The organism is Aliterella sp. E5.1 (assembly GCF_057473825.1).
Map to the genome: position 1 here is coordinate 1 of NZ_JBYCCV010000100.1, position 12,562 is coordinate 12,562.

14 protein-coding genes are annotated in these 12,562 nt (G+C 42.9%); 4 read left to right on the top strand and 10 right to left on the bottom strand.

Going from position 1 to position 12,562, the window contains the following annotated elements; translation table 11 throughout:
• Nucleotides 1–111: 111 nt before the first annotated feature.
• Complete coding sequence (locus tag AC2VE5_RS20700) at nucleotides 112–339, bottom strand: hypothetical protein (protein WP_486889571.1); 228 nt, start codon at nucleotides 337–339, stop codon at nucleotides 112–114.
• Between the two features lie 428 nt (nucleotides 340–767).
• The gene (gene gatB / locus AC2VE5_RS20705) at nucleotides 768–2,252 is read right to left on the bottom strand and encodes an Asp-tRNA(Asn)/Glu-tRNA(Gln) amidotransferase subunit GatB (RefSeq protein WP_486889572.1); all 1,485 of its coding nucleotides are present in this window, start codon (nucleotides 2,250–2,252) and stop codon (nucleotides 768–770) included.
• Between the two features lie 118 nt (nucleotides 2,253–2,370).
• Between gatB and AC2VE5_RS20710 the strand changes: the two genes are divergently transcribed.
• Nucleotides 2,371–2,946, top strand: a complete 576-nt coding sequence (locus AC2VE5_RS20710; RefSeq protein WP_486889573.1) for a phosphatase PAP2 family protein — start codon at nucleotides 2,371–2,373, stop codon at nucleotides 2,944–2,946.
• On the opposite strand, the gene AC2VE5_RS20715 is transcribed toward AC2VE5_RS20710, so the two are convergent.
• Genes AC2VE5_RS20715 through alaS form a run of 5 tightly spaced genes read right to left on the bottom strand, consistent with a single transcriptional unit; the run spans nucleotide 2,943 to nucleotide 7,472 of the window.
• Complete coding sequence (locus tag AC2VE5_RS20715) at nucleotides 2,943–3,605, bottom strand: class I SAM-dependent methyltransferase (RefSeq protein WP_486889574.1); 663 nt, start codon at nucleotides 3,603–3,605, stop codon at nucleotides 2,943–2,945. The genes AC2VE5_RS20710 and AC2VE5_RS20715 overlap by 4 nt on opposite strands.
• Before the next feature lie 19 nt (nucleotides 3,606–3,624).
• A complete protein-coding gene (locus tag AC2VE5_RS20720; protein ID WP_486889575.1) occupies nucleotides 3,625–3,885 on the bottom strand; it encodes a hypothetical protein in 261 nt (86 codons plus the stop codon).
• Nucleotides 3,886–3,908: 23 nt separating this feature from the next.
• Nucleotides 3,909–4,619 carry a Uma2 family endonuclease gene (locus AC2VE5_RS20725; RefSeq protein WP_486889576.1) on the bottom strand — a complete coding sequence of 237 codons (711 nt, stop codon included), beginning with the start codon at nucleotides 4,617–4,619 and terminating at the stop codon, nucleotides 3,909–3,911.
• A 4-nt stretch (nucleotides 4,620–4,623) separates the two neighbouring features.
• Nucleotides 4,624–4,842 carry a hypothetical protein gene (locus AC2VE5_RS20730; RefSeq protein ID WP_486889577.1) on the bottom strand — a complete coding sequence of 73 codons (219 nt, stop codon included), beginning with the start codon at nucleotides 4,840–4,842 and terminating at the stop codon, nucleotides 4,624–4,626.
• Nucleotides 4,839–7,472 (bottom strand): alanine--tRNA ligase, encoded by a 2,634-nt coding sequence (alaS, locus tag AC2VE5_RS20735; RefSeq protein WP_486889579.1) that lies wholly within the window; start codon nucleotides 7,470–7,472, stop codon nucleotides 4,839–4,841. The genes AC2VE5_RS20730 and alaS overlap by 4 nt, the downstream gene beginning before the upstream one ends.
• 149 nt (nucleotides 7,473–7,621) lie before the next feature.
• Between alaS and AC2VE5_RS20740 the strand changes: the two genes are divergently transcribed.
• Nucleotides 7,622–7,831 carry a heavy-metal-associated domain-containing protein gene (locus AC2VE5_RS20740; protein WP_486889580.1) on the top strand — a complete coding sequence of 70 codons (210 nt, stop codon included), beginning with the start codon at nucleotides 7,622–7,624 and terminating at the stop codon, nucleotides 7,829–7,831.
• Between the two features lie 62 nt (nucleotides 7,832–7,893).
• On the opposite strand, the gene infC is transcribed toward AC2VE5_RS20740, so the two are convergent.
• Nucleotides 7,894–8,430: a translation initiation factor IF-3 gene (gene infC / locus AC2VE5_RS20745; protein ID WP_486889585.1), complete on the bottom strand. Its 537-nt coding sequence runs from the start codon at nucleotides 8,428–8,430 to the stop codon at nucleotides 7,894–7,896.
• 225 nt (nucleotides 8,431–8,655) lie between these two features.
• A complete protein-coding gene (locus AC2VE5_RS20750) occupies nucleotides 8,656–9,333 on the bottom strand; it encodes a phosphoribosyltransferase (RefSeq protein ID WP_486889581.1) in 678 nt (225 codons plus the stop codon).
• A gap of 183 nt (nucleotides 9,334–9,516) precedes the next feature.
• Here AC2VE5_RS20750 and AC2VE5_RS20755 point away from each other — a divergent pair, with 183 nt between their 5' ends.
• Entirely contained in the window at nucleotides 9,517–10,209 is a 693-nt protein-coding gene (locus tag AC2VE5_RS20755) for a uracil-DNA glycosylase (protein WP_486889582.1), read from the top strand.
• 203 nt (nucleotides 10,210–10,412) lie between these two features.
• Nucleotides 10,413–11,030, top strand: coding sequence for a Uma2 family endonuclease (locus AC2VE5_RS20760; protein WP_486889583.1), 618 nt, complete (start codon nucleotides 10,413–10,415; stop codon nucleotides 11,028–11,030).
• Nucleotides 11,031–11,064: 34 nt separating this feature from the next.
• Here AC2VE5_RS20760 and AC2VE5_RS20765 read toward each other — a convergent pair whose 3' ends face one another.
• On the bottom strand, nucleotides 11,065–12,030 hold the full coding sequence (locus AC2VE5_RS20765; RefSeq protein WP_486889584.1) for an orange carotenoid protein N-terminal domain-containing protein: 966 nt from the start codon (nucleotides 12,028–12,030) through the stop codon (nucleotides 11,065–11,067).
• Nucleotides 12,031–12,562 lie beyond the last annotated feature (532 nt).

A 12,562-nucleotide genomic window follows, 5' to 3' on the forward strand; every position in this document is an offset into this window, starting at 1 on the left:
TCACGTATTTCTTCTCGGCTGGCAAAATGGGTCAGTATGCTTGCATCAATTGTCTGACTCATTAACTCTGTTTCTACTTGCTTTACTTTACCCTAGCCTACGCTATATTTTTTATGCGGTTGCCCTAACCATGCAGTAGGGAACCGAGCAAAAACGTGAAAGATATGCCGCCAGCTTTTCTTTAAATACTGCCGATAAAGGGTTGCTCAGGTAAGCAATTAGCGTTTGTTGCCAGAGATTTTCCAATACCTGTGGGTTTTGCAGCGCTGGGCTAAAAAACGGCGGAAAAAAACCAAACTTTTGCTCTATTTCTGCCTTAATTTCCTCGCTGGTTCGCATGAGTTTATATTTTCCCCGGTTAAGGCTGGTTAGCTTTACTTTGTATTCATTTTTAATCTTATAGTTATTACCTAGATTTTCTGTCTATGAAAAATAGGGGCGATCGCAATTAATGCTTTTAGAAGATGTTTTAAGAGGTAAGGTTAATAAAAATGCAGGATATGGAGATCCCCCCTAGTCCACGGCAATAAAGCGGGAAGCGGAGCTACACCGCTTTTTGCCTCCCCTTAAAAAAGGGGGAAAAGAGTTTTTAGGGAGAATGAATGGAGGAGCAGAAATACTAGAAGCTAACCCTTAGACTTTCAAATCATCCTTTAAAAGTCCTTTTTTGGTAGCTAATGACTTAGTTTCTCCTTAAACAGAAGCAATCTAAATATTCTCCCCCTTTTTTAAGGGGGGTTGGGGGGATCTCTTACGGCACATTTCCGTTAACCATTAAGCTTTTTAGCTAACAACTGATTAGTTACCTTTGGATCGGCGCGTCCTCCGGTTTGTTTAATTACTTGTCCCACAAAAAACCCAATCAACTTAGTTTTACCGTTGCGATATTGCTCTAATTCCTTGGGATTTGCGGCAACAACCTGCTCAATAATTGCCTCCAATTCTCCTGTATCAGAAATTTGAATCAAGCCTTTGCTTTCAACTAATTCTTTGGCTGAACCGCCTTTCGTTAGCAATTCTGGCAAAATATCTTTAGCAATTTTGCCGCTAATTGTCCCTGATTCAATTAAGTTAATTAGTTCGGCAAGTGTTGTAGGTTTGAGGGCAATTTCAGTAATGCTGAGTTTATTTTGATTAAGATAACCCGCAATATCGCCCATAATCCAGTTGGCAGCAAATTTAGCATTAGCACCCGCAGCGATTGCGCTTTCAAAGTATTCGGCAACGGCTCGCTCATCAGTCAATACTCGCGCATCGTAAGCAGAAAGTTGCAAATCGTTTTCGTAACGATGGCGTTTGGAGGCAGGAAGTTCGGGTAATTCGGAGCGCCATTTTTCTAAAGTGGCTTGGGGAACTTCAATCGGTGCTAAATCTGGTTCGGGAAAGTAGCGGTAATCGCTAGAGCCTTCTTTGACGCGCATACTAATAGTACGTTGGCTGCCTTCTTCCCACAGCCTCGTTTCCATAATAATCCGCTCCCCTGCTTCGATTGCCTTTGTTTGGCGCTCGATTTCATACTCAATGGCTCGTTGAATGGCATTAAACGAGTTCATGTTTTTGATTTCTACTTTTGTACCAAACTCTTTTTGTGCCACTGGACGCACGGAGATATTGACATCGCAACGCAGAGATCCTTCTTGCATATTGCCATCGCTGACACCCAAATATAGTAATATTCGGCGCAATTCTTGGGCGTATTCTGCCGCTTCTACGCCTGAAGTTATATCTGGCTCGGAAACAATTTCAACTAAAGGTACGCCAGTACGATTAAAGTCTACTAATGAGTAGGTAGAACCCGAAAAGACTCCGCTTCCTCCATGTACTAATTTGCCTGCATCTTCTTCCATATGCAAGCGAGTAATCCCAATTTTTTTTCTAATCGGACTACCATCAGCATCCACTAATTCAATCTCCAGATAGCCATGCTCGGCGATTGGCAAGTCGAATTGAGAAACTTGGTAGTTTTTGGGTAAATCGGGGTAAAAGTATTGTTTGCGGTCGAATTTGCTATAAGGGGCAATTTGACTATTTAAAGCAAGTCCGGCTTTAACGGCGTATTCGAGTACGCGCTCGTTTAAAACAGGTAGTACGCCAGGATAACCCATACAAACAGGACAAATATTTGTATTTGGCGGTGTACCAAATTCGGTAGAACAGTTACAAAAAACCTTAGTGTTTGTTTTTAGCTGACAGTGGGTTTCTAACCCAATAACAGCTTCATATTGAGTTTTAACGGGAGTAGAAGTAGTCATATTTCTATTTTAGATTGAACGCACGGGCGACAATTAGCTTTATAGGGAATAATTACATTTTTTGCTTGCGATCGCGCTACTTAAGCGCTACATCTATACAAGTTAACAAAGGTTTTTCATGTCCTGGGCAAAAAAATTCGTACCCGCCCTTACGGTGCTTTGTTGCACAACTATAGCTACAACTGCAAAAGCTGATTCTTTCGATCGAGATGTTTCTCAATTTATTTCTGATGAAGGTACGATTATCTACTTAGGAACAGGTGTAGTTTTACCTTTGCTTTTAGATGGCAAAAATGGTAAAAATCAGTCTCTAAGGGTGGTAGATTCCCTCGGTACGAGCTTACTTGTATGCGAAGGATTAAAAGTTGTAACCGATGTCAAACGTCCTGACTCCGACGAGCGCGATAGTTTTCCTAGCTGTCATGCGACGTTAGCTTTTGCTATGGCGACAATGCAGAGCGAGTATCAGCCCAAATATACGTTGCTTTGGTATGCAGGGGCAAGTGCGATCGCTTATTCGCGGGTAAATCTCAATCGCCACCGTTGGACGGAAGTTTTAGCTGGTGCAGCAATTGGTTATGGCATTGCCAAGTTAGAATTGAGCCAGTCTAACGGACTAATTTTGTTTCCTTTAATTGGTAGTGATGACGAAGGGGGAACAATCGTTGGGTTGCAAATGAGTAAGTCTTTTTAAGTCGCTTTGGTTGCTACGCCAATAATATGTGGTGTAACAATGGGAACTGGTGCTTGAAAATCTTGGTAATCGACACTAGCAAAACCAGCATTTTTGATCGCGAGTCCAGTTTCTCGATTGGGATTGCAACCATCGCCGATTATATTCCAAACTGGTTTAACTGTATTTTGTACCTGGCGCAAAAAAGTATCTTTTGGTGCAGCAACGTGTTCGATAAATAAAAATCTTCCTCCTGGTTTCAGCACTCTCAACACTTCCTGTAACGTCTTATCTAAATTTGGTACAGAACACAAAACCAAGGTACTGACAACAGTATCGATACTATTATCTTGCGCCTCTAGCTGTTCGGCGGAGTTTGTTTGAATTTCAACGTTTAAGCCTACTTTTTCGGCGGTTTTTTGCAGATAAGAGTGCATAAATGGATTAGGTTCAACGCCAATCCATTTAATATCGGTTGGATAGTAGGAGGCGTTAGCGCCTGTACCTGCGCCAATTTCTAATATAGTGCCGTGCAAGTCTGTAAATAAAGCTTGTTTGCGATCGCGTATCTTTTTTTCATACTCTACCGTTCCATTTGCCATTAACCAAGCAAATATTCGTTTGTACCAGTGAGAATTAACGCTGTTTTGGGCTTCCTTAGAAGATTTTTCACCAACCATACTAATTAGCTTGTTAATATCAAGCGTGAAGATTTGCTTGTTCTTGCAACCAAGGATCGACGGGTTGTCCATCACGGCGACTTAGTTGAATTTCCACTACCATTACCTCTTTAGAGCCTGGTGGGGCGGGTTTTTGGATAAACTTGATGTCATAATCTGCTGGGTTGTGATTGCGCTCAGTAAGCCAATCTTGCACCTTTGTAGTTGCAAATAATGATTGCCCTTGTTCAAACATTCGGGTAATCTGCAGCTGGAGCGTGTAAGGATTTAATCTACCCATAATTTCCTCGGTGTTTACTACTATTAGTCAGGATTAATGCCTAATTCTCGGAGTTTAGCGGCTAACCAGTGCGATCGCACTTTTTCTTGTTCTAACTCCTGCTGCGACTGTTCTAATTGCTGCTGCGCTTGTTCTTTGGCAAGTTTTTCTTGCTCTCTAGAAGTTGCCAACTCTACATAGGTAGCAAATTTTTCGCCGTCTGGTCGATAAATTTGCAATTCTGTCCCCAACATATTAAATCTAATCCCCAATCTAGGGCTAACCCAATCTAGCATTTGGTCGATTACGTCTAATCGCTCTCCATTTCGCAACCAGCCGCTTAAATCGCCTTTATCGGGATCGTATAAATAATATTCTTCCACGCCATAGCGATCGTAAAATACTAGCTTTTTATCTAGTCCTGTTTGCGTGTTTCCAGGCGAACGAACTTCAAATACAACCTGTGGCGCAATATTTCCTTCTTTCCATTGTTGGTAAGAACCTCTGTCCCCTTTTGGTCTACCCATAATTACCATAGCGTCTGGTGCGGCGCGGGTGACGTTATCGCCTTCGACGGGATACCACAGCAAGTCTCCGGCGACAAAGACATTTTCATCGTCTTTAAACAGCCATTCCAACCCTTCTTTAATAGTCACTATCCAGCGAAATTGCTTGGTATTATCTGACATTGGTTCGCCGTCGCAATCTGGATAAACTATCTCAGTTTGATTGGTAGATTGTATTTGTGTAACCATTGCCTTACTCCTTTAAACAACGCATACAAACCGGAAATACAGCTATAAGGGCGACCGCTTCAAAAACCACTTGGAATTGGGAGGGAGTCAAAGCAAAACCCCAAACTAGAAAAATTGCGCCCCCAATTACCGCACCAAGCCGATAAATTTCATCTTTGGTTTTTAAACCTAGCCAAATAATACTTATTCCAAGTCCCAGTAAAATTAAGTAAATTACGTTCATGGCTGACTTAGCGTAGCTTTTAACTGAGTACGGGCGTATTCTAGTGCTTCTGGCAATTTACTAGCGTCCCTTCCTCCAGCTTGCGCTAAGTTGGGTCTTCCGCCACCGCCACCGCCACAAATTTTAGCGATTTCTCCGACAAATTTACCTGCTTGCAAGCCTTTTTTATTTACATCAAGACTAAAAGCTGCAACTAAGCTAACTTTGTCTGCTTCGGGAACAGAACCCAATACTACTGCACCTTTGCCGATTTTTTGTAGCAACCTTTCCGCCGCAATTTTGAGCGAATCTGGCTCGACTTCGCCAATTTGAGCAACTATAATTTTGTAATCGCCAATGGTTTGTGCTTCAGTTAGCAAAGTTTCAGATTTATGTAAGGTAAGTTCGGCTTTCAGCGATTCTAGTTGCTTTTGGGCGGTTCTTAGTTCCGTTTGTAAAACTGTTACTCGTTCCGGCAATTCTTCCGGTTTTACCTTAAAGAAGCCGCTCAATTCTCTAACTACTTTATCGCGGACGTTTAAGTAATCCAATACCGCCGCCCCGGCGACAGCTTCAATTCTCCTGATTCCCGACGAAATCCCGGTTTCGGAAACTATTTTAAATACGCCGATTTCTGCTGTATTTCGCACGTGAGTACCGCCGCATAATTCCATCGATACGCCCGGAAAATCAATTACTCGCACCACATCGCCGTACTTTTCCCCAAACATAGCGATCGCACCCTTGGCTTTAGCCTCTGCTATGGGCATTATTTCTATATCTGCATGATGGGCTTCGGCTATCCAGGTATTTACTTGTGCTTCTATTTGCTGCAACTCATCGGGAGTAACTGGACGCGGACAATTAAAGTCAAAACGCAGTCTATCAAAAGCAACTAAAGAACCCGCTTGAGAAATAGAGGGATCGACAATCTTTTTTAAAGCAGCTTGCAATAAGTGAGTAGCAGTATGATTTGCTTGGGCGCGCAGACGACAAGCGCGATCGATTTGGGCGGTTAATGGATCGCCTACGTGTAACGTACCCCGTTCGATGCGTCCGTAATGAATGTAGATACCCGATTGCTGTTTAACGTCGTTAATAGCCACAACTACAGTATCACCAGACAAGTAACCGCGATCGCCTATTTGTCCCCCCGATTCGGCATAAAATGGCGTTTGATCTAGCAATACTTGTACATCACTTCCGGCTTCGGCGGCTTCTAGTTGCTGTCCATTAGCAATTAGTGTCATAACTTGAGCAGGAGTTGAAGGCTGAGTATAGCCAAGAAACTGAGTTGCATTAATTCCCGATGCTAGCTGATTGAGAGAATTTGCAGTTAAATCAATAGTTTCATGCGCTCCCTTAGAAGTGCCAATTTGAATTTCCATTTCCTCCTCAAAGCCTTCTACATCGACTTTTATCCCGTGTTCGGCGGCAATTTCTTGAGTAAGTTCTAAGGGAAATCCGTGCGTATCGTAGAGAATAAAGGCATCTTTACCAGAAATTTCTGTCGGCGACTTGGCTAATATGTCGGCTAATAATTTTTCGCCTTTAGTTAGGGTTTTGAGAAAATTAGCTTCTTCCCGTTGCAGTTCGTTCGTAATTACAGTGGCTTTAGTGCGGACACTTGGGTAAGCATCTTCCGAAAGTGCGATCGCACTTTCGGCTACTTGAGTCGTAAATTCTCCTTGTATCCCAAGGAGTCGTCCGTGACGTACTACTCGACGAATCAAGCGGCGCAATATATAACCCCGTCCAACGTTAGAAGCAGTGATTCCATCAGAGATCATATGAACTACAGCGCGGATATGATCGCCAATTACTTTAAGAGATATTTTAGTTTGCTCATGACTTTGGGCGTAATCAATCCCCGCAATTTCTGCCGCAGTTTTAACAATAGGTTTAATTAAGTCAGTTTCGTAGTTATTTGGGACTTGCTGGAGGATTTGCGCCATCCTTTCAAGCCCCATCCCCGTATCAATATTTTTATTTTGCAATGGTGTCAAATTGCCTTCTACATCCCGGTTGTACTGCATAAATACCAGGTTGTAGAACTCAATAAACCGCGTATCGTCTTCTAAATCGATATTTTCATCGCCGCGTTCGGGGTGAAAGTCGTAGTATATCTCCGAACAAGGACCGCAAGGACCTGTAGGACCAGATACCCAAAAGTTATCATCTTCACCCATGCACTTGATTCGGGCTTCCACAACGCCGATTTTGTCGCGCCAAATCGCAAAAGCTTCATCATCATCTTCAAATACGCTGACAACTAAGTTTTCTGGTTTTAGTCCAAATACCTGCGTTGATAATTCCCATCCCCAGGCGATCGCTTGTTCTTTAAAATAGTCGCCAAAGCTAAAGTTACCCAACATCTCAAAAAAGGTGTGATGCCTTGCCGTGCGTCCCACATTTTCAATATCATTGGTACGGATACACTTTTGAGAAGTAGTCGCCCGTTTGTACTCCGATTGCCTTTGTCCTAAGAAAATTGGCTTAAATGGCAGCATCCCCGCGATCGTTAGCAGTACGGTAGGATCTTCGGGGACTAGAGAGGCACTAGGTAAAATTTGATGCTGCTTGTCAGCATAGAAATTAAGGAATTTTGTCCGAATTTCATTACCGCTTAGGTATTGGAGATTAGTAGCCATAATAATTTAATTGGTTTGCATAATATATAGATATTTTACAATGGCGACATAAGCGCGAAGTCTATTTTTGACTATCCGACTGTGGGGTAATGAGACTTTGCACCTCTAAGCCTTAAAATTAAAGCCTGAAATATACCATTAGTTCTAATATGGCGCTCAAACTCAAAGTTCCCGATATCATGTGTGCTGGCTGTGGCGAAACAATTACTGACTCTATCCATACGATGGAACCAGATGCCAAAATTGATGTAGATGTTCAAGCCAAAACTGTTACTGTAGAATCTGCCGCCTCGGAAGAAACTATCAAGCAAGCAATTGTCGCCGCAGGCTTCACCGTCGAAGGCTACCAAAAAGGCTAATTTTTTCCATAAAATAAAGAGACGTTTTTGCAAGCGTCTCTTTACTAATTGTCGGGATTACTCTATTTCTTTGGAGAAATTAGCATCATCATATTGCGCCCTTCTTTTTTGGGTGCTTGTTGCACTTCTCCAAAAGGCTGTAAATCTGTTGCCATGCGCTTTAGCAACGTTTCGGCTAAGTCACTGTGCTGAATTTCTCGACCGCGAAACATGACCGTTGCTTTTACTTTGTCGCCGTCTTTGAGAAAACGCTCGGCTTGATTTATCCGCACTTTGTAATCATGCTCCTCAATTTTGTAGCGCATTTTTACTTCTTTAACGTCGGCGGTGTGTTGCTTTTTCCTCGCCTCTCGCGCTTTCTTTTCTTGTTCAAACTTATATTTGCCGTAGTCCATAATTCGGCAAACTGGCGGTTCAGCTTTGTCGCTTAGTAATACTAAATCTAGCCCTCGTTCTTCGGCGATGGTCATCGCCTCAAGAGGCGTAATAATTCCTAGTTGCGCCCCGTCACTGTCGATTACTCGAATTTGCGGGAAGCGGATACGTTCGTTTATTTGGGGTAAATCGCGAGTTCTTCTTTTTTCTATCACTGGTGTTATGATTTAATAGCAACTGTTTGTTAATGACCTGGCTTCACTTCAAGCTCGGAAAAAATTAACCATTGGCAGTACCCCTCTTTCAAACTGTAGAGCCTAAAAAAAGTTGCACCCTGCATCTGGTTAATCTGTAGCAAACAGATGACCTTCTTTGTACTTGCAATTCACCATAGCATTTTTTACCTAAAAATTGCTATGGCATAAAACAGGTCGCTTGTAAAGTTTTTATTAATTTTGACGCTCCAACCACTCGTTTTGTCGATCCAAGCAAGCAATAGCGTCATCCGTGGGGACTTGCTCAAAGTACTGGTAAAAATTGCTGACACTAAAAAAGGGTTCAGGCGTGTTGAGGATAACTAAAATATCGCCCCAAGTTTGCAGCCAAGGCAGCAAAGAAGCAGGAGCAACGGGCGCACACAGCCAAATTGCTGCGGGTTGGTACATTTTTAGAGCTTGGGCGGCGACAGCCATAGTCAGCCCGGTAGCAATGCCATCATCAACAACAATTGCGATCGCACCTGTCAAATTAACATCAGGGCAAGCAGAGCTAAATTGAGCGTCTTGCGCTTTGGCAGTAGCAAGAGCGGTATCGAATACAGCTTGTCTCTGAGCGGGTTTTCGCGGTGTTCGGCTTTGCTCCCACAAAACATTTCCCTGGGCAGTTACCGCACCAATAGCGAGTTCGGGGTTTTTGGGATGAGTAATTTTTTTAGCAACGATCGCACTCATTGGGCATTGTAGGCGGCGGGCTACAGGTAAAGCAACGGGCAAGCCGCCTCGTGGCAAGGCATACACGACTTGGGGCGGCAAAATTGTCTCTGCCGATAGCTGGGTAATAGTAGTATGAATCGCACTGGCTAACTGAATTCCGGCATCAGTGCGATCGCGAAAAAGTGGCGGTGACATAAGTGCGCCTAAATAAATGTAGCGGACTTACCTTTGATATTGACTGATTTTTGGTCAAAGGTAGCTAAAATCGCTACTTTTGACATATTTCGATGTAGTGAGTGTGGGAGGCGCAATAAGTTTAAAATTAAAACAAACCAGAGTAGGATGCGATCGCGCGCTGACGCAAGTAAATCAATCTCCATGAATAGCGAAGAACAACTCAGCCTTTTTGACAACATAGCAGCGCCAGCAGTAGTTCAACCAGATTTGATCCCTACTGATGCTAAAATTCCCATTCTTCCCGGTACTTATGACAACATGACGGAATTGGCGCAGCACTGCAACCATTGTTATCGCTGTCCTTTAGGTGAAACTCGCAATCATGCGGTGGTAGGAAAAGGCGACTTAAAAGCGCCGATTATGATTGTCGGCGAAGCACCAGGGCAAAATGAAGATGAAACTGGGTTGCCTTTTGTCGGTAAAGCAGGACAATTGCTAGACAAAATCTTGGCTTCGGTGGGCTTAAGTGCTAAAGAAGATGCTTATGTATGCAATATTATCAAATGCCGTCCGCCCAGCAACCGCGTCCCGACTACAGAAGAAATAGCTGCTTGCAAGCCCTATATACTAGAGCAAATTCGGTTAGTAGATCCAAAAGTTATTCTATTGACGGGAGCAACGGCGGTAAAAGGATTAACAGGAAATAAAACCGGAATAACCAAAATTCGCGGTACTTGGATTGAGTGGGAAGGGCGTTTGTGTATGCCAATATTGCACCCAGCCTATTTACTACGAAACGCCTCTCGCGAACAAGGAAGTCCTAAATGGTTGATGTGGCAAGATATTCAGCTAGTTAAAGCAAAAATAGACGAGCTTCGCGGTACAAATGGCTAATTTGTTATATGGCTTGTAATTTTCAATACTAGAAATCCCCTCTAAAAGGGGGACTTTAATATTTTCCCCCTTGGTCACTGAGCTTGTCGAAGTGACCAAGGGGGGCTAGGGGGGGAGCGAGATCGCTCGGCTACTAATAGCAAAGCCTTTAAAACTCAAGTATAAGTAATGCGATCGCATCTCTTTTTCAGCAGGTAGGAAATATGCTATCTATTGCCGAAAAACTCGACAATTTGCAGCGACAAGCTATTGATTCCGAGCAGCTATTAATTATCAACGATATTAGCTGGCAGATGTATGAAAGCTTACTAGCTGACTTAAGAGATAATTCTTATTTGAGAATTGCTTACTTAGAGGGAGTTTTAGAAATAATGTCGCCCAGCCGTCGCCATGAATTTATTAAAACTAATATAGGCAGGCTGCTAGACGTTTACTTTGAGGAGACACACACCCGTTTTCATGATTTAGGTTCCACAACTTTTCGTCAAGAAACAGTAGCTAGAGGTATTGAACCAGATGAATGTTATTGCATCAATTGCGAAAAACCAATCCCAGATATTGCCATTGAGGTTGTTGTTAGCAGTGGCGGGATTAATTCGTTAGAGGTTTATAGAGGTTTGCAAGTCCCGGAAGTTTGGTTTTGGGAAAATAATAGTTTTTCTTTATATTGCTTAGATAACGAAAATTATCAAGTCGCAGTTAGAAGTAGATTTTTGCCGCAACTAGATTTAAGTTTATTAGCCAATTATGTAATCTCGCCCGAACCAATAGATGCTGTTATAGAGTTTCGGCAAAAAATACGAGAGCAAATCCAAAAATAATCGGAGACTCCGCGCGGAGTCTCCGACCTTAATCTTACTTAGTAGGGCGCAAGTTGAGCAATTCTTGAGGAGAAGCCAACATATCAATCGCGACAAAGAAAATTTTGTCTTCAGGATTGATTAAAAACCGCCAAGAAATATTCATCCCGACATTGACACCAAACCAAGGAGTTTGAACTACACCCGTGACTTTGACTTGCTTAGAGCCATCTGGTGTTTTTTCACATATCCCTTGTTGGGGCATCATATTGAGTCCTTGGGCTTCGTCACGCATATATTTGGCGATCGCCTCACGTCCCACAATAGGCTTTTGGAATGGTGGCTGCAATGCCCCATCGGTTGTAAATAACTCTACAGCGCTCTTAAAGTCGTCAGCGTTCATTGCTGCAACGTAGCTCGATACCGCAGGCTCGTTAATGCCAGCAATTTCAATTTTGGTAGGCGCAGGAGCATTGCGTTCAAACATGGGTTCGGCGGCTCGTGGTTCGCTGCTAGAGGCGCGTTCTGTATCAAAACCCATGTCTACTACTGTATTGCGAAGGACGGTAATTTGCTGTCCGGCATCAAGTTTTTTGATAGTATCTAGCACTATTTGTACCCCTGAAGACATTTGATAGCCTGTGGGTACAGGTGTGACTAGCCCTTGCTTCATCAATTCTCCTAGTTCGTACCAAAAAGCTAACTTGGTATTGACGCTAAAGAATCCATAGGTACGGCTAAGAGGTGTATCGGCGCGTTGAGCAAGTTCGCGCATTACTTGCATTTGAGCTTCGTTGGACATTTGCCGAATGTCTTGAAGCATCCGTTCGGCAAATTGCAGCCGAGCGGCTCCAGGAGCGGCGGGAGTAATGGTTTTACCCATTTCGGTGTAAGCGTACCACAGCAATGCTAGGCGATCGTCTACGCTCAATTGATCGAATAGGGCAATGATAGCTGGAATCTGACTAGGGATTTGAGTGCTAGAAAATATATTTTGAGCGGACTCAATTGTATAAGTCATTGTCGAAACTCCAGTATTAGTAATTGCTTTGATTTAGGATGTTTGGCTTTAAGCCATGGCAAGCTCAAGCTTCCTAACTTACGGTTAAAAAGTCTATCGCTTTACAGCAAAGGTGCTTGTTAAATCTATAAAAGTGCGCACCCAGGACTTCGCATTCACACTTCAAACAGAAATGTGAGCGCTTGGCTATGTAACTGAATGTAACCTGAATAATAAACTTTGTAAAGCTTTTTAAAAATTTATATACAAATTCTGAATTATGAGGTAACATTCTGCCTCAGATAGAAGGTTTGTATAACTTGAGGTCTGCGGCTAGAGACAAGATATGCGTGGCTACCCAACAAATCGCAAGAAAGCATAACCACGCTCAAACCTGGGCAATAATTAGATAATAATCTTTACCTTATACCAATTCTGAATGAAGGTGCGCTAAATTAGCATAAGTGTAAGGGGAAAGGAAAAGTTATGAGTCGTCCGTTCCAAGTGGAGATATCTGAAAGCAAAGAAATGTTGGAGAAAGCACTCAAATATG